Genomic DNA, 18,147 nt, shown 5'->3' on the forward strand with positions numbered 1-18,147 from the left:
GAGCGCTAATGTCAAATGGCGCCAGAAATGTGAGACAGGTGCCACAGGGAGCACGCCGACGCGTCAGAACAGGACGCTCATGAAGGCGCCGACTTCCTCGAATCCGACCCGGCGGTACGCGGCCCGCGCCGGGGTGTTGAAGTCGTTCACGTACAGGCTGACCAGCGGCGCGAAATCCGCGAGCGCATAGCGCAGGACCGCCGCCATGCCCGGGGCGGCGAGGCCGCGGCCACGGTGTTCGGGGGCGATCCACACGCCCTGGATCTGGCAGGCCCGCGTCGTCGTGGCACCGATCTCGGCCTTGAAGATCACCTTGCCGTGCTCGTCGAGCCGGGCGAACGAGCGCCCCGAGCCGACCAGCTCGGCCACCCTCGCCTGGTACAGCAGGCCCCCGTCACCGGCGAGCGGCGAGACGCCGACCTCCTCCGTGAACATCGCCACGCACGCCGGCATGATCGTCTCCATCTCGTCCTTCCGGACGCGGCGGACGTACGGATCCGGGGCGATGTCGTCGGGGAGCCGGTCGGTGACCATGAGGGGCTGCTGGGGGCGCACGTCTCTGGCCGGGCCCCAGTTCGGTTCGAGCAGGCGCCACAGCTGGGCGGTGGGCTCGGCGGGGCCGACGATGGAGGAGCAGCGGCGCCCGGCCCTGCGCGCCCGGTCGGCGAACCCGCGCACGGCCCTCGGGGTGGCGCAGATCGGGACCAGGTTCGCGCCCGCGTAGCACAGGGACTCGAGCATCCCGTCCTCGTACCAGCCCCACATCTCGCCGCCAAGACGCCACGGGTCGAGGCCCGCCACCTGGACGCGGGACGCCACGAAGGCATTGGCAACCGGCTCGCGGTCCAGCACGGCGAGCGCGGCGTCGAGGTCACTCGGTTCGAGGACCCGGGTGGTGGTCTGAGTCAACAACGGGACGGCTCCATCACTCCTTGCGGGCAACGACAACCCGTCGAACACCCTGCTAGCGTCGCCGTGTGCTCGCTCGCGAGCATCGGTCAGGGCTTGACCGTCGCGTCACGGCGAGAAGCCCCTCGGAGCGGAGTCACACGGTCTGCTGATCTCCGTACTTTAGCCGGAGAAACTGAGCAGCACACCGCACGCAAGGGACCCGGGCGCCACCTCCAAAGGGGGCACCCGGGTCCCTTGCGTCACGTCGTGCGTCAGCTGACGGAGACCTCGGGCTCACCGCTCATGACGCCGTCCCGTTCCATCTGCTCGGCGATCTTCAACGCCTCTTCGATGAGGGTCTCGACGATCTTCGACTCGGGGACGGTCTTGATGACCTCGCCCTTCACGAAGATCTGGCCCTTGCCGTTGCCGGAGGCGACGCCGAGGTCGGCCTCGCGGGCCTCGCCCGGTCCGTTCACGACGCAGCCCATGACGGCGACGCGCAGCGGAACCTCCATGCCGTCGAGGCCCGCGGTGACCTCTTCGGCGAGCTTGTAGACGTCGACCTGGGCGCGTCCGCAGGACGGGCAGGAGACGATCTCCAGGCGGCGCGGCTTGAGGTTGAGCGACTCCAGGATCTGGTTGCCCACCTTGATCTCCTCGACCGGCGGGGCCGACAGGGAGACGCGGATGGTGTCGCCGATGCCCTCGGAGAGCAGCGCGCCGAACGCGACGGCGGACTTGATGGTGCCCTGGAAGGCCGGGCCCGCCTCGGTGACGCCGAGGTGCAGCGGGTAGTCACAGGCGGCGGCGAGCTGGCGGTAGGCGTTCACCATCACGACCGGGTCGTTGTGCTTGACCGAGATCTTGATGTCGCGGAAGCCGTGCTCCTCGAAGAGGGACGCCTCCCACAGGGCGGACTCGACGAGCGCCTCGGGGGTGGCCTTGCCGTACTTCTTCAGGAGCCGGGCGTCGAGCGAGCCCGCGTTCACGCCGATGCGGATCGGGGTGCCGTGGTCCTTGGCCGCCTGCGCGATCTCCTTGACCTTGTCGTCGAACTGCTTGATGTTGCCCGGGTTCACCCGGACCGCCGCACAGCCCGCCTCGATGGCGGCGAAGACGTACTTCGGCTGGAAGTGGATGTCCGCGATCACGGGGATCTGCGACTTCTTCGCGATGACGGGCAGCGCGTCGGCGTCGTCCTGCGTGGGGCAGGCCACACGGACGATCTGGCAGCCGGACGCGGTGAGCTCGGCGATCTGCTGGAGCGTGGCGCCGATGTCGGACGTACGGGTCGTCGTCATGGACTGCACCGACACCGGTGCGTCTCCGCCGACCGCCACGGTGCCGACCTGGATCTGCCGGCTCTTGCGGCGCTCGGCGAGCTTGGTCGGAACGGACGGCATGCCGAGAGAAATCGCAGTCATCTGCTGTGCAACCCCAAGGTGTGGAATCGAGACCCGAGAAGGAGACACGGATCGGGGTCCGTGGTGAGCGGGCTCCAGGCTTCGAGATTACGGCACCGGCCTGGCAGCGAGCACATCACGTCCGGAAGTCCACCCAAAGGCAGGTGGCTGGGCACAGAGCATGCCCAGCCACCATGAACAGTCGGTAACTACGTGATTTTGACCGGGTTGACGACGTCCGCGATCAGTACCAGGACGGTGAAGCAGACGAAGATTCCGGCCACGACGTAGGCGACGGGCATCAGCTTCGCCACATCGAACGGGCCGGGGTCGGGCCGCTTGAAGACCTTCGCCAGGTTCCGTCGCAGGGACTCCCACAGGGCGCCGGCGATGTGCCCGCCGTCCAGGGGGAGCAGCGGCAGCATGTTGAAGAGGAACAGCGACAGGTTGAAGCCCGCGACCAGCATCAGGGCCATGCCGAGCTGCTGGGTCGCCGGGATGTCCAGGTTGAAGATCTCCCCGCCGACGCGGGCGGCGCCGACCACGCCCATCGGCGAGTCCGGCTCACGCGGGCCGTCGCCGAAGGCCGCGTCCCACAGGGCCGGGATCTTGCCGGGCAGGGCGGCGAGCGAGTTGACGGCGTCGCCGACCCGGTCGCCCATCCATGTCACGGAGTCGCCGAAGTCCTGGCGCACGACACCGGTCGAGGCGCTGAAGCCGAGGAATCCGGCGTTGATGTACTCGCCCTGGACGATCTGGCCGCTGCTGTCCTTCTTCGCCACCTGGTTGGTGGCGATCTTGGCGTGCAGGACCTTCTCCTGGCCGTCGCGCCGGACGACGATGTCGACGGTCCTGCCGGGGTTGGCGCGGATCTCGTCGGACAGGGTGTTCCACTGGTCGGTCTTCACACCGTTGAACGAGACGATCTTGTCCTTGGCCCGCAGTCCGGCCGCGGCGGCCGGGGACGCGGGGTCGGACTTCTTGCACGTGTCGCGGTTCTCGCTCTGCTTGACCACGCACTGCTGGACCGAGCTGACCGTGGTGGTCTGCTGCGTGATGCCGAAGCCCATCAGGACGGTGAAGAAGAGGCCGACCGCGAGGATCAGGTTCATGAAGGGGCCCGCGAACATCACGATGACCCTCTTCCACGGCTTGCGCGTGTAGAAGAGCCGCGTCTCGTCGCCCGGCTGGAGCTCCTCGAAGGCCGCCGCCCGCGCGTCCTCGACCATGCTGCGGAACGGCGAGGTGGAGCGGGACTGGATCTTCCCGTCCGGGCCGGGCGGGAACATGCCGATCATGCGGATGTAGCCGCCCAGCGGGACCGCCTTGACGCCGTACTCCGTGTCGCCCTTCTTGCGCGACCAGATGGTCGGGCCGAAGCCGACCATGTACTGCGGCACGCGGATCTTGAAGAGCTTCGCGGTCGACAGATGCCCCAGCTCGTGCCAGGCGATCGAGACGAGGAGTCCGATCGCGAAGACGACTATGCCGAGGATCATCATCAGGGTCGTCATGCACGAGCCTCCGCGGTCGATGTCGCCTGTGCCGTCAGTTCGCGGGCCCGGGCGCGTGCCCAGGTCTCCGCTTCGAGGACGTCCGCGACGGTCAGGGAAGTTCCCGACGTCGTGGTCGAAGGTACGCCGTGTTCCTCGACGACCTTCGTGACGGTGTCCATGATGCCGTTGAACGGCAGCGCGCCGTTCAGGAACGCGTCCACGCACTCCTCGTTTGCGGCATTGAACACTGCCGGGGCCGTGCCCGCGAGTTCGCCGACGTGCCGGGCGAGCCCGACCGAGGGGAAGGCCTCGGTATCGAGAGGGAAGAACTCCCAGCTCGACGCCTTCGCCCAGTCGAACGCGGGCGCCGCGTCGGGGATCCGCTCGGGCCACCCGAGGCCGATGGCGATGGGTCCGCGCATGTCGGGCGGCGTGGCCTGGGCGAGGGTGGAGCCGTCCGTGAACTCGACCATGGAGTGCACGTACGACTGCGGGTGCACGACCACCTCGATCCGCTCGAACGGGATGTCGTAAAGGAGGTGCGCCTCGATCACCTCCAGGCCCTTGTTGACGAGAGTCGCCGAGTTGACGGTGATGACCGGGCCCATCGCCCAGGTCGGGTGCGCGAGCGCGTCCTCGGGCGTGACGTGTGCGAGGTCCGCCTTGGTCCGTCCCCGGAAGGGGCCGCCGGACGCGGTGACGACGAGCTTGCGGACGTCCGCGCGCTTGCCGGCCGCGAGGCCCTGGAAGAGCGCGGCGTGCTCGGAGTCGACCGGGATGATCTGGCCCGGCTTCGCGAGTGCCTTGACCAGGGGCCCGCCGACGATGAGCGACTCCTTGTTGGCCAGGGCGAGGGTGCGTCCGGCCTCCAGGGCGGCGAGTGTCGGGGCGAGGCCGATGGATCCGGTGATGCCGTTGAGCACCGTGTGGCAGGGGGAGGCGGCGACCTGGGTGGCCGCGTCGGGGCCCGCCAGGATCTCGGGGAGCGGCTCGTCGGCGGCGTACTGCGCCCTCAGTGCCTCGCGCAGGGCGGGCACGACGTCCTCGCGGGCGACCGCGACGGTACGTACGCGCAGTCGCCTGGCCTGTTCGGCGAGCAGGCCGACCCGGCCGCCCGCGGCGGACAGCGCCGTGACCGTGAACCGGTCGGGGTTGCGCAGCACCAGGTCGATGGCCTGGGTGCCGATCGAGCCCGTGGAGCCGAGGATGACGACGTCCCGCGGGCCGTCCGAGCCGGCGGGGTCGAAGACGAGGTGCGGGTCCGCGAGGGGGGATGCGCTGTCGCTCATACCCCCCATTGTGGCGTGGCCTCCGGTCCTCCTGGACAGCGCGTCCCCCGGCGGTTCGTCATGGCCCGGGCCGGCGGCGGCCCTTCGGAGGGTCGGGCGGCCGCGGGGAGCCTGCGGGCGGCTCCGCGTCGCCCGGTGCGACCTCGGCGGGGGCGGCATCGAGGTCGCCTTCCTGCAGGCCCCCGGCGGTGTCCAGGGTGGGCGCGCTGTAGTGGAGACGGTCGGGGCGCCGGGCAGCGTCGAGGGCCTCGGAGGGGGGTGCGTCGGCGGTGGTGTCGAGGTTGAAGACGTAGCCGACGGACTCCTCCTTGATGGCGTCCATCATGGCCGTGAACAGGTCGAACCCCTCGCGTTCGTACTCGAAGATCGGCTCGCGGCCCAGCGTGTAGCGCAGGCCGATGCCTTCGCGGAGGTAGTCCATCTCGTAGAGGTGTTCGCGCCACTTGCGGTCGAGGACGGCGAGGACCACGACACGTTCCAGATCGCGCAGGGCGTCGGCGCCGAGCTCGCTCTCGCGCTCCTCGAAGCGCGCGTGGATGTCGTCGGTGACGGCTTCGACGAGAAGACCCGCGGTCAGACCGGCACGCCCGCCCGCCCGGTCGTCGAGCTCGTCGGGGGTGACGCCGCACGGGTAGAGCTCGTGGAAGGCGGCCCAGAGCACGTCGAGGTCCCACTCCTCCGGGTAACCCTCGGCGGTCTCGTGGGTGATGTACGCCTCGATGGTGTCGTCCATGAAGAGGAGGATCTGTGCGCGCAGGTCCTCGCCCTCGAGGACGCGGCGCCGCTCGCGGTAGACGAGGGTGCGCTGCCGGTTGAGGACCTCGTCGAACTTGAGGACGTCCTTACGGGACTCGAAGTGCTGCTGCTCGACCTGGGACTGGGCGGAGGCGATGGCGCGGGTGACCATCTTGGTCTCGATGGGCACGGATGCGGGGACGTCAGCCATCGCCATGACCCGGTCGACGAGCTGGGCGCGGAACAGGCGCATCAGGTCGTCCTCCAGGGACAGGTAGAAGCGGGACTCCCCGGGGTCGCCCTGGCGTCCCGAGCGGCCGCGCAGCTGGTTGTCGATGCGCCGGGACTCGTGCCGTTCGGTGCCGAGGACGTAGAGCCCGCCGAGCTCGGTCACCTCGGCGTGCTCGGCGGCGGCGGAGGCGGCGACGCTCTCCTCGACGGCGCGACGCCGGTCGGGGTCGTCGTCCTCGACGCCGCGTTCGCCGAGCGCAGCGGCGGTCATGGCCTCCGGGTTGCCGCCGAGCATGATGTCGGTGCCGCGGCCCGCCATGTTCGTGGCGACGGTGACGGCGCCCTTGCGGCCGGCCTGCGCGACGATCTGGGCCTCGCCGCGGTGGTTCTTGGCGTTGAGGACCTCGTGCCGGATGCCGTGCCTGCTGAGCTGCTCGGACAGGAGCTCGGACTTCTCGACGGAGGTGGTGCCGACGAGGACGGGCTGGCCGGCGGCGTGCTTCACGGCGATGTCCTCGACGACCGCATCGAGCTTGGCGCGCTCGGTGCGGTAGATCAGGTCGGGTTCGTCGCGCCGGACCATCGGCCGGTTGGTGGGGATGGGCACGACGTGCAGCTTGTAGATCTGGTGGAACTCGGCGGCCTCGGTCATGGCGGTGCCGGTCATGCCGCCGAGCTTGGAGTAGAGGCGGAAGAAGTTCTGCAGGGTGATCGTGGCGAGCGTCTGGTTCTCGGCCATGATGTCCACCCCTTCCTTGGCCTCGATGGCCTGGTGCAGGCCCTCGTTGTAGCGGCGGCCCGGGAGGAGGCGGCCGGTGTGCTCGTCGACGATGAGGACCTCGCCGTCGATGACGACGTAGTCCTTGTCGTTCTTGAAGTGCTCCTTGGCCTTGAGCGCGTTGTTCAGGTGCCCGATGAGCGGGGTGTGGGCCGCCTCGTAGAAGTTCTCGATGCCGAGCTGGTCCTCCAGATAGGCGACCCCGCGGTCCAGGATCGCCACGGTCCGCTTCTTCGGGTCGTACTCGTAGTCGTACGTGGCCCGGAGCTCGGCGAGCCGGTCCTTGTCGGCCTGGGTGATGAAGTGCTCGTCCTGGACCTTGACGCCGCTCATGTGCTGGACCAGTCCCGCGAAGACGCCGTACCAGCGGGTGGGCTGGTCGGCCGGTCCGGAGATGATCAGCGGCGTGCGGGCCTCGTCGATGAGGATCGAGTCCGCCTCGTCGACGATCGCGAAGTGGTGGCCGCGCTGCACCAGTTCGTCCTTCGACCAGGCCATGTTGTCGCGCAGGTAGTCGAAGCCGAACTCGGTGTTGGTGCCGTACGTGATGTCGCAGGCGTACGCGGCGCGCCGGTCGGCCGGGTCCATGTCGTTCTTGACCACACCGACGGTGAGGCCCATGAACCGGTAGGCCCGGCCCATCCAGACGGCGTCGCGCTCGGCGAGGTAGTCGTTGACGGTGACGAGGTGGACGCCCTTCCCGGCCAGCGCGTTGAGGTAGACGGGCAGGGTCGCGGCCAGGGTCTTGCCCTCGCCGGTCTGCATCTCGGCGATGTTGCCCAGGTGGAGCGCGGCGCCACCCATGAGCTGTACGTCGAAGTGGCGCATGCCGAGCGTGCGGCGCGCGGCCTCGCGGATGGCGGCGAAGGCCTCGGGCATGAGGTCGTCCAGGCTCTCGCCGTCGGTGTGGCGCTGCCTGAACTCCGCGGTGAGGGCCTGGAGCTCGGCGTCGGTGAGCGCGCGGAATTCCTCCTCGACCGAGTTGACCTGGTCGGCGACGCGCTGGAGCTTGCGCAGGATCCTGCCTTCGCCCGCGCGCATGATCCTTGAGGTGATGCGGTTCAATCCGGTGTCCGGCACAGGAGCCTCCCCCCTTGTACCCAATGTCCGCCTCGTGGCCCTTTGAGGCAAGGAGGCGGGACCGGTTCACCGCCCGGTCATGGACCGGACGTAGTGACTGAGGTTGGCGCTGAGGACACCGCGCACGTAGAGGATCGCGCCGGCCATCCCGATGGGGAGGGAGAGCGCGAGGACGGCGAAGATCATCGGCCAGGGTTCGAGGACACAGACGTTGGAGATGCTGTCGTCGTAGCCGCTGCGGATCTCCTCGAAGAGGAGCGGGTCGTCGCAGCCGGCGCCGTGCTCACCGCCCGACGCGAGGAGGAAGCCCGGCGGCAGCAGGAGCCGGGCCAGGACGTACAGCCACAGGAGCGCGGCGACGACGAGGAGCCAGAAGCCGCGGGTGCGCGTCTTCAGCGCGTTGTCGAGGAACCGTCGTTCCAGGTCGTTGCGGTACTTGCGCTCGTCACGCACTGCCATCTCCCCCGGGGCCTGTGAGCCTTGCGGTGAGCAAGATACCCGCGGGTCCCGGGGCGCGGTTCAGCGGATGGGGCGGTGGACGTTCTCCCGTTTCGAGGGGCCGGGGGTCGCGTCCGCGATCCACACGCCGTCGCCGCTCGGGTCGACGACGCCCTCCTCCAGCCAGGTGTAGGACCCGCCGAGGACGCCCTTGGTGACCTTGCGGTCCAGTTCGTCGGTGTTGCTCCACAGGCGTCCGAAGAGTTCGTCGACGCGGACGCGCGACTGGCTGCAGAACACGTCGGCGAGCTGGTAGGCCTCGCGGCCGTGTTCGCCGGTGGCGCGCAGGTGCTCGGCCCGCACGCAGGCCGCGCTCATCGCGAAGAGTTCGGCGCCGATGTCGACGATCCGGCCGAGGAAGCCCTGCTTGGTCTCCATCTTTCCCTGCCAGCGGGACATGGCGTAGAAGGTGGAACGGGCCAGCTTGCGCGCCGAGCGCTCCACGTAGCGCAGATGGCCGGAGAGGTCGACGTGGCCGTCGGGGTGGAACTCGCCGTAGGAAGTGGGGAGTTGGCCGGGACCTGCGATGAGCTTCGGCAGCCAGCGTGCGTAGAAGCCGCCGGCCTTCGCGCCCGCCTTCGCCTTGTCGGACAGGGACTTCTCGGGGTCGATCAGGTCACCTGCGACCGACAGGTGTGCGTCCACGGCCTCGCGGGCGATGAGGAGGTGCATGATCTCCGTCGAGCCCTCGAAGATGCGGTTGATCCGCAGGTCGCGCAGGAGCTGCTCGGCGGGGACGGCGCGTTCGCCGCGCGCGGCGAGGGACTCGGCGGTCTCGAAGCCGCGGCCGCCGCGGATCTGGACCAGCTCGTCGGCCATCAGACAGCCCATCTCGGAGCCGTAGAGCTTGGCGAGGGCGGCCTCGATGCGGATGTCGTTGCGGTTTTCGTCGGCCATCTGCGAGGACAGGTCGACGACGGCTTCGAGCGCGAAGGTCGTGGCGGCGATGAACGAGATCTTCTGGCCGACCGCCTCGTGGAACGCGACCGGCTTGCCCCACTGCTCACGGGCGGCCGACCACTCGCGGGCGATCTTCAGGCACCACTTGCCCGCGCCCACGCACATCGCGGGCAGCGAGAGCCGGCCCGTGTTGAGGGTGGTGAGGGCGATCTTGAGGCCGGCGCCCTCGGGGCCGATGCGGTTCGCGGCCGGGACCCTGACCCGGTGGAAGCGGGTCACGCCGTTCTCCAGGCCGCGCAGGCCCATGAAGGCGTTGCGGTTCTCGACCGTGATCCCTTCGGAGTCGGCCTCGACGACGAAGGCCGTGATGCCGCCCTTGCGCCCTTCCGTCTTCGGCACCCGTGCCATGACGACGAGCAGGTCGGCGACGACGCCGTTCGTCGTCCACAGCTTCACACCGTCGAGGACGTACGAGTCCCCGTCGGGCACCGCGGTCGTGGCGAGGCGCGCCGGGTCCGAGCCGACGTCGGGCTCGGTCAGCAGGAACGCGGTGATGTCGGTGCGGGCGCAGCGCGGCAGGAAGGTGTCCTTCTGCTCCTGCGTCCCGAAGATCTTCAGCGGCTGCGGCACACCGATGGACTGGTGGGCCGACAGGAGGGCGCCGATCGCGGGGTTCGCGGAGCCGACCAGGGCGAGGGCCCTGTTGTAGTAGACCTGCGTGAGGCCGAGGCCGCCGTACTTGATGTCGATCTTCATACCGAGGGCGCCGAGCTCCTTGAGCCCGTTGATCACCTCGTCGGGGATCCGCGCCTCGCGCTCGATACGGGCCGAGTCGATGCGCGTCTCGCAGAAGTCGCGCAGCTTGGCGAGGAACTCCTCGCCGCGCCGGACGTCCTCGCCCGCCGGCTGTGGATGGGGGTGGATCAGGTCCAGCCTGAAACGCCCGAGGAAGAGCTCCTTGGCGAAGCTCGGCTTGCGCCAGCCCTGTTCGCGCGCGGCCTCGGCGACCTGCCGGGCCTCACGTTCCGTCACGGATGGCTGCTGGGAAGTTGGGGCCGCCATGTGGGCTCACCTCGCCGCGAGTAGGGGCCGTTCGGCATCGACTACCGACGGGTGCTACTCGGTCGTATGTACCCGAAAACCGGCAACCCGACCACCCCTCGCGCACCGATCGGGTCATCGGCGGCGGCATCCGGGTGACATGGGTCCGTCGGGCCTTTCGTCAAACGAAGGCCTGAGAACGCGGACGGCCGGAGCCCCCGCACAGTGGGCTCCGGCCGTCCATGGCCGGCGTACGGATCAGGCGTACGCCGGGGTCTTGCTGGGTCCTACAGGGCGAGGCCCGTCAGGACGAGCACGCGCTCGTACGTGTAGTCGTCCATCGCGTAGCGCACGCCCTCGCGGCCCACGCCGGACTGCTTGGCGCCGCCGTACGGCATCTGGTCCGCGCGGTAGGACGGGACGTCGCCGACGACCACACCGCCGACCTCGAGGGCGCGGTGGGCGCGGAACGCGGTCTGCAGGTCGTGCGTGAAAACACCCGCCTGGAGGCCGTACTTGGAGTCGTTGACCGCGGCGAAGGCCTCGGCCTCGCCGTCGACCTTCTTGACCGTGAGGACCGGTCCGAAGACCTCCTCGCAGGAGATCGTCACGTCGGCCGGCACGTCGGCGAGGACGGTCGGAGCGTACGTGGCGCCCTCGCGCTTGCCGCCCGCGAGCAGCGAGGCACCCGCGGCGACGGCCTCGTCGACCCAGGACTCCACGCGCTTGGCGGCGTCCTCGCTGACCAGCGGGCCGACGTCGGTGGCGTCGTCCGCGGGGTCACCGGTGACCTGCGCCTCGACGGCCGCGACGATCTTCGGCAGGAGCCGCTCGTACACGGAGGCGTCGGCGATGACGCGCTGCACGGAGATGCAGGACTGGCCGCCCTGGTAGTTGGAGAAGGTGGCGATGCGGGTCGCCGCCCAGTCCAGGTCCTCTTCGGAGGCCCAGTCACCGAGGACGACGGCCGCGCCGTTGCCGCCGAGCTCCAGCGTGCAGTGCTTGCGCGGCACGCTGTCCATGATCGCGTAACCGACCGGGCCCGAGCCGGTGAAGGAGATGACCGGCAGGCGCTCGTCCTGGACCAGGGCGGGCATGCGGTCGTTCGGGACCGTGAGGACGGACCAGGAGCCGGCCGGGAGGTCCGTCTCGGCGAGCAGCTCGCCGAGGATCAGCGAGGAGATCGGCGTGGCCGGGGCCGGCTTGAGGATGATCGGGGCGCCGACGGCGATGGCCGGGGCGACCTTGTGGGCGCTGAGGTTCAGCGGGAAGTTGAACGGCGCGATGCCGAGGACCACGCCGTGCGGAATGCGGCGGGTCAGGGCGAGCCGGCCGGTGCCGCCCGCGTCGGTGTCGAGGCGCTGGGCCTCGCCGCCGTTGAAGCGGCGGGCCTCCTCGGCGGCGAAGCGGAAGACGGAGACGGCACGGCCGACCTCACCGCGCGCCCACTTGATGGGCTTGCCGTTCTCGGCGGAGATCAGCTGGGCGATCTCCTCGGTGCGCTCGGTCAGCCGGTCGGCCACGTGGTTGAGGGCCTTGGCCCGAACGTGGGCGGGGGTGGCGGCGAACTCGTCGCGGACGGCGTACGCGGCGGCGACGGCTTCCTCGACCTGCGCGTCCGTGGGCACGCTGACCTTGCCGACCAGCCGACCGTCGTAGGAGTTGGTGACGTCGAAGGTGGCGTCACCGGTGGCCTCGCGGCCCGCGAGCCAGAAGGCGTGAGTGGCGGTCATAGTCGGTCCCGGCCCTTCCGCAGTGGGTGTGTACTGGGGTCTTTCCGGACCAACGGTAGGCGGGCACGGCCGGAGCCGTGTTTGTCCGACGTGTCGGAGTCCGCGAGTGCGGCGCGCCTCTTTGGCAGAGCCGGGTGCGGGTTCCGTCCGGAAGTACGGGCCGGGTGGGCCTATTCGCCGCCCGCGCTCGTCACTTTGAGGGCCAGCCACAGCTCCATGCGCACGTCCGGGTCGTCGAGCGAGCGGCCGAGGATCTCCTCGACGCGCCGCATTCGGTAGCGCAGGGTGTGGCGGTGCACGCCGAGGTCCGCGGCGGCCGCGTCCCACTGGCCGTGCCGCGACAGCCAGGCGCGCAGCGACGCCACGAGGTCGCCACGGCCGGTCGCGTCGTGGTCCTTCAGGGCCCGCAGGAGGCCGTCGGCGAAGGCACGTACGGCGTCGTCGGCGAGCAGCGGCACGACGGAGCCCGCCGCGACCTCCTCGTGCTCGACGAGGGCGCGCCCGCGGCGCCGGGCGACCGACAGGGCCTGTTCGGCCTGCTTGTACGCGGTCGCGGCGGCGATCGGCCCGGCCGGTGCGGACAGGCCCACCACGAGTTCGTCGTCCTCGCCCGTGCCGCCCTGCTCGCGCTGCGTCAGGCGGGCGGTCTCCAGGGCCTCGGCGTACTGGGTGCAGGCGCCCGTGGACGCGCCGCCGTCGGCGGCGAGCAGGACGAGCCGGTCCCCGTCCGGCACCACGAGGACGGCCTCGCCGGAGCGGGCCGCGGCGGCCTCCACGACGTCGGCGAGCCCGGTGAGCGGGTCGCCGGAGGCGGCGACGGCCGCCGCCCCCGTGCCCGGCGCGGGCCGCTCCGGCTTGTCGAGGGCCACGCGCGCGTGCCCGTCGGCGTGCGCACGGCCCGCCGACGCGGACGCGACCTCGGCGACGATCATCCGGAAGGGCGCGTCGAGGAGCCCCCCGTAAAGGTCCCCCGCGACGGTCCTGGCGTGCTCGGGCTCCCCCGCGAGAAGCATCCGCAGGACCGCGGCGCCGATGCGCTGCTCGGCGGAGTGCAGCGAGCGGGAGCGCTCGGTGGTGAGGGTGAGCAGGGCGATGGCGGAGTGCAGCGCGTAGCGCTCGGCGGTGCCGAGGGCCGCCGCGGTGCCCACGGCGAGCGCGGCGCGGGGTCTGCGTCCGGTGCCGAGCGAGTGCAGTTCCACGCGGTCCTCGTCGCCGCCGCCGTGCTGTTCGCTGCCGCCCACCACGGCGCTGGCCGGGGCGGGCCGCTCGCGCAGCCGCTCGACGTCGGCGACGAGCCGGGCCGCCCGGCGCCCGGCCCACTCCGGCGCGGCGGCGACCACGGCGCCCGAGGCGTCGTACAGCGCGGCCCAGCCGTCGACCTGGCCTGCGAGCGCGCCGAGCAGTCCCTCAGGGCCGCCGCTCAGCGCCTGCTTGGTCAGCTCGCGCTGAGCGGCGAACCCGGCGGTGACGGCGCGGTACTGGTCGGCGGCGATGGCGGCGGAGACGGCCTTGCTGATGGCGATGAAGGGAGTGCGGCGCGGCACTTCGAGGAGCGGGAACTCCTCCTCGCGCGCCGCGTCGACGAGGGCCTGCGGCACCGCGTCGTAGTTGACGCCGACGGCGAAACCGAGCCCGACGACCCCGGCGCCCGCGAGCCGCTTCACGTAGCGGCGCATCGCCTCCGGGTCCTCCGCGTCCAGCTTGAGCGCGGTGAACAGGAGCAGCTCGCCGCCCTCCATGTACGGCACGGGGTCGGCGAGCTCACTGACGTGGGCCCAGCGCACGGCGGTGTCCAGCCGTTCCTCCCCGGCGCGCACGGTCAGCTTGAGCGCGGAGTGGTGGACGAGGGAGGCGAGCGTGGGCGGCATGAGGCCTTCAGGTGTGCGACAGGTGGTGCTCGGGTGAGGGGTGGATCCTGTGGATCTTTTGGCCGGTACGTATGAACGACCAGTGTCGATTCTGCCTCACCGTACGTACGTCTGCGGCCTCCCCCACTCAGCGGGCCGCCTCAGTCGCGCAGGTCCACCAGGAGCGGGGGCGCGTGTTCGCCCCGCACCGTCGTCAGGGACAGGACGGCGTGGCCGGGCGGCACGGCGTGCGCCAGTTCGGAGGCGGACCAGCGCTCGCGCTCGACCTGGCGGACGGTGACGGCGTCGGTCGTCACGGCTTTCCCGGTGACCATCTTGCGCAGTTTGTGCAGGGCGCGGGTCACCGGCTGGTTCGCGAAGACCGTGTGCTGGGCTACCTCCTCGGCCTCTACCCACTCCGTGCCCCAGGCCTCGGCGAAGCGCCGCCCGTCCCATGTGGTGACGCCGGAGAACGCCATGCGGCAGCCGACCGCTGCGTACAAGGGCCCCTGCAAGGACTCGGAGACCTCGCCGATCGTCCGCAGGCCGAGCACGACTCCGGCGTTCGTCGAACGGAGCCGCTGAATGGCCCGCACTGTCTCCGCGGTCAGGGTCCGCGACGCGTCGTCGAGGATCAGGCAAGCGAAGTGGGAGCGCTGCGGCCGACTGCGCACGACGGAGGTGAACTGGGCGAGCAGCAGTCGGGCGAGCAGTCGCGACGCCTCCTCGTGGCCCTGCTCGGGCAGGTCGACGCGGACCCGCAGCGGGTGGTGAGTGACGGCACGGACGGAGAACGGGCGTCCCGCGTCGCCGACGTCGAAGAAGCCGGCGAACACCGGCCGGTCCAGCAGGCCGAGCCGGTCCGCGAGGCTCGGCCCCGGATCGTTCACGGTGCCCGACTGACGCAGGCGGGCCTCCAGCTCGCGGCGCATCGCGGAGCGTCGCGCGTCCTCCTCAGGGTCGCCCGTGAGCCGTGTCCTGAGGTCGGCGATCGCACCCGGCTCCCCTTCCAGCAGCTCCCGCAGCACAGGTACCGCGGGGAACCTGCCGTGCACAGTGCGATACGGCCCGAGCAGTTGAGCGAGCGCGATGGCGGCGCGGCGCGTGTCGACGGTCTCCAGGTCGCCGACCAGTCCTTCAGCGAGGAAGCCGGCTGCCTCGTCCGGGTCCGTGGAGCCGGCGTACAGGTCGAGGTCGTGCACCGAGGCGGGGTCACCGGGCTTGACGACAACGTCGTACGCGTCGTCGGGCCCGAGTCGGGTACCGGCCGCGCAAACGGCGATGACGGCGCACTGGCCGGTGAGTGCCTGCAGGGCGAGCGATTCGACCACCGGCTGCACGACGCCGACGGTCTTGCCCGCGCCGGACGGGCCGACGGCGAGCATTGAGGTGCCGAGCACGCCCGGGTCCAGGGCAGCTCCGGCACCGCGCACGACGTACGGATTGCGCTCGTCGCGCGCGTACCGGCCGATCCGCACCTGGCCGACCAATAGGTCGTGCTCAGCGGCGCGGCCAGGAAGGTCCCGCTGACCGGAGGGGTGCGTCCAGGCAGCCCCTCCCTGCCTGACCACGGTGTCGGTGAAAGTGACGGAGCCGTCCGGCCGCGCCGCGGCATCCCGCCACACATGGGCGACACGGACGCAATCGACGTCGTTCATCCGGCCGCCCGCGACCTCCGCCGTGAGCACGTCGGCGGCCCGGTCCTGCCCGGCCGCCCGCACCTCGGCCCACTGGGCGCGGGCGAGGGGCGACGCGCCGGGCCGCGGCGGGGCCTTGCGCGACCCCTTCCGGGGCCGCCCCGACCAGGCGTCGAGCCAGCCTCCCATACGGGCGAACGGCCACAGGACGGCCAGGGTGATCAGGGCGTACAGCGTGTAGGCGAGGACCGGGACCTTGAAGAACCCGCTGCCGCCCGTGACCAGGGCGACGAGAGAGAGGACCGGGTCGGCGATCGGCAAGGGGCGCCAGTCCAGCCCCAGGGCGTCCGGCCACACGAAGATCAGCACGCCCACCGCGGCGACCGACGCCGTGACGGCGCGGGCGGGCTGGGGGCGGTCGGTCACGAAGTGCCGGATGCCCTCCGCCCAGGCGCCGAAGCGTCCGACCAGGAAGACCATGGCCGCGAAGGCCACGCCTTGGTACACGACCAGCGCGTCGACTGCCTCCTGCTCCTTGGGGGTCGTGGTGCCGGTCCACCACCACCTGTCCGGCGTCAGCACCTTCAGCGGCACCCACTGGTACGGGAGGGTGCCTTCCCGCCACAGGCCCCACAGGAACACACCGACGATGAACGAGCCCGCCATCCAGGCCAGCAGCCGACGCCCGACGGCGGCGGTGTTCTGCTCGGGCGGCCGCGGGACGTACCCGTAGCGCCACACTCCCGGACCGGCCTTGGGGCGGCGCGCCGAAAGCCACTCGGCCACGGAACCGCCGCCGGCGGCGGGCGCCTGCCGGGGCATCGGCGGCGTGGCCGGGCGGGGCGGCTGCGCGGGGCGGGGCACCGACCCGCGCAGCCGCCCGCCGACCGGGTCGTGTGTGCCCTGCGTGCCGTCGGTGTCCATTGCCCTTGCCCCCTGACCTGCCGGTCTGTGTGTCCGCGGGTCAATCTAGTGCCCCGGCATGGGGAGTTCACCGGTTACGCGCCCGGACCTGGGGCGATCCCGGCGGCGCCGCCCTATGTCCACCACGGACAACGCAATCCGCGAACCGCGCCCGGATGGAGCATGCCCCACCCCGCCCCTCGCCCCTAACCTGCGAAGAAAGCACCCGAAACACCCCCAGGAGCCCCGCATGAGCGCAGTCCCGCAGGAGCGCCGCGTCGTCACCGCCATCCCCGGTCCGAAGTCGCAGGAGCTGCAGGCCCGACGTACCGCCGTGGTCGCGGCCGGCGTGGGCTCCACGCTGCCGGTCTTCACCGCCCGCGCCGGCGGCGGCATCATCGAGGACGTCGACGGCAACCGCCTGATCGACTTCGGTTCCGGCATCGCCGTGACCTCGGTCGGCGCCTCCGCCGAGGCCGTCGTGCGCCGCGCCTCCGCCCAGCTGCAGGACTTCACCCACACCTGTTTCATGGTCACCCCGTACGAGGGCTACGTGGCCGTCGCCGAGGCGCTGGCCGAGCTCACGCCGGGTGACCACGCCAAGAAGTCCGCGCTGTTCAACTCGGGCGCCGAGGCCGTCGAGAACGCCGTCAAGATCGCCCGTGCGTACACCAAGCGCCAGGCCGTCGTCGTCTTCGACCACGGCTACCACGGCCGTACGAACCTGACGATGGCGCTGACCAGCAAGAACATGCCGTACAAGAACGGCTTCGGCCCGTTCGCGCCCGAGGTCTACCGCGTGCCGGTGGCCTACGGCTACCGCTGGCTGACCGGCGCGGAGAACGCGGGCGCCGAGGCCTCCGCCCAGGCGATCGACCAGATCACCAAGCAGATCGGCGCCGACAATGTCGCCGCGATCATCATCGAGCCGGTCCTCGGCGAGGGCGGCTTCATCGAGCCGGCGAAGGGCTTCCTGCCCGCGATCCGCCAGTTCGCCGCGGACAACGGCATCGTCTTCGTCGCGGACGAGATCCAGTCCGGCTTCTGCCGCACCGGCCAGTGGTTCGCGTGCGAGGACGAGGGCATCGTCCCCGACCTGATCACGACCGCCAAGGGCATCGCGGGCGGTCTGCCGCTCGCCGCCGTGACGGGCCGCGCCGAGATCATGGACGCCGCGCACGCGGGCGGCCTCGGCGGCACCTACGGCGGCAACCCGGTGGCCTGCGCCGGTGCGCTCGGCGCCATCGAGACCATGAAGGAGCTCGACCTCAACGCCAAGGCGAAGAACATCGAGGCCATCATGAAGGCCCGCCTCGCCACCATGGCCGAGAAGTTCGACATCATCGGTGACATCCGTGGCCGTGGCGCGATGATCGCCATCGAGCTCGTCAAGGACAAGGGCACCAAGGAGCCGCACCCGGCGGCCGCCGCCGCGCTCGCCAAGGCCTGCCACGCCGAGGGTCTGCTGGTCCTCACCTGCGGCACCTACGGCAACGTGCTGCGCTTCCTTCCCCCGCTCGTCATCGGTGACGACCTGCTCAACGAGGGCCTGGACATCATCGAGACCGCGTTCGCGGGCGTCTGAGCCGCTCCGGCGACTTCAGGCAACGGTCAGGGCGTGTGAAGAACGTGTGCGGGGCCGATGACGGGTTGCCGTTCCGGCTGTCGGACACCCACGCCCT

The 18,147-nt window shown here is 70.9% G+C and carries 11 protein-coding genes; 1 reads left to right on the top strand and 10 read right to left on the bottom strand.

Annotation, left to right across the window (positions count from 1 at the left end):
• Window positions 1–63: 63 nt before the first annotated feature.
• The 10 genes from OG758_RS17605 to OG758_RS17650 form a co-directional block, all read right to left on the bottom strand.
• A complete protein-coding gene (locus OG758_RS17605) occupies window positions 64–912 on the bottom strand; it encodes a GNAT family N-acetyltransferase (protein ID WP_326710902.1) in 849 nt (282 codons plus the stop codon).
• Between the two features lie 251 nt (window positions 913–1,163).
• The gene (gene ispG / locus OG758_RS17610; RefSeq protein WP_326710903.1) at window positions 1,164–2,318 is read right to left on the bottom strand and encodes a flavodoxin-dependent (E)-4-hydroxy-3-methylbut-2-enyl-diphosphate synthase; all 1,155 of its coding nucleotides are present in this window, start codon (window positions 2,316–2,318) and stop codon (window positions 1,164–1,166) included.
• A 188-nt stretch (window positions 2,319–2,506) separates the two neighbouring features.
• Complete coding sequence (locus tag OG758_RS17615; protein WP_326715947.1) at window positions 2,507–3,799, bottom strand: M50 family metallopeptidase; 1,293 nt, start codon at window positions 3,797–3,799, stop codon at window positions 2,507–2,509.
• An 8-nt stretch (window positions 3,800–3,807) separates the two neighbouring features.
• Window positions 3,808–5,082, bottom strand: coding sequence for a 1-deoxy-D-xylulose-5-phosphate reductoisomerase (dxr, locus tag OG758_RS17620; protein WP_326710904.1), 1,275 nt, complete (start codon window positions 5,080–5,082; stop codon window positions 3,808–3,810).
• A 58-nt stretch (window positions 5,083–5,140) separates the two neighbouring features.
• A complete protein-coding gene (secA, locus tag OG758_RS17625) occupies window positions 5,141–7,867 on the bottom strand; it encodes a preprotein translocase subunit SecA (protein WP_326715948.1) in 2,727 nt (908 codons plus the stop codon).
• A gap of 105 nt (window positions 7,868–7,972) precedes the next feature.
• Window positions 7,973–8,359: a hypothetical protein gene (locus OG758_RS17630; RefSeq protein WP_326710905.1), complete on the bottom strand. Its 387-nt coding sequence runs from the start codon at window positions 8,357–8,359 to the stop codon at window positions 7,973–7,975.
• Window positions 8,360–8,425: 66 nt separating this feature from the next.
• Window positions 8,426–10,366 (bottom strand): acyl-CoA dehydrogenase family protein, encoded by a 1,941-nt coding sequence (locus tag OG758_RS17635; protein ID WP_326710906.1) that lies wholly within the window; start codon window positions 10,364–10,366, stop codon window positions 8,426–8,428.
• Between the two features lie 266 nt (window positions 10,367–10,632).
• A complete protein-coding gene (locus OG758_RS17640) occupies window positions 10,633–12,078 on the bottom strand; it encodes an aldehyde dehydrogenase family protein (RefSeq protein WP_326710907.1) in 1,446 nt (481 codons plus the stop codon).
• A 170-nt stretch (window positions 12,079–12,248) separates the two neighbouring features.
• Window positions 12,249–13,946, bottom strand: a complete 1,698-nt coding sequence (locus OG758_RS17645; protein ID WP_326710908.1) for a PucR family transcriptional regulator — start codon at window positions 13,944–13,946, stop codon at window positions 12,249–12,251.
• 140 nt (window positions 13,947–14,086) lie between these two features.
• Complete coding sequence (locus OG758_RS17650) at window positions 14,087–16,486, bottom strand: ATP/GTP-binding protein (RefSeq protein ID WP_326710909.1); 2,400 nt, start codon at window positions 16,484–16,486, stop codon at window positions 14,087–14,089.
• Window positions 16,487–16,715: 229 nt separating this feature from the next.
• Here OG758_RS17650 and gabT point away from each other — a divergent pair, with 229 nt between their 5' ends.
• Complete coding sequence (gabT, locus tag OG758_RS17655) at window positions 16,716–18,050, top strand: 4-aminobutyrate--2-oxoglutarate transaminase (RefSeq protein ID WP_116509281.1); 1,335 nt, start codon at window positions 16,716–16,718, stop codon at window positions 18,048–18,050.
• The last annotated feature ends 97 nt before the right edge of the window (window positions 18,051–18,147 follow it).

This window comes from Streptomyces sp. NBC_01474, assembly GCF_035918215.1.
In the GTDB taxonomy this organism is placed as follows: Bacteria; Actinomycetota; Actinomycetes; order Streptomycetales; family Streptomycetaceae; genus Streptomyces; species Streptomyces aureus.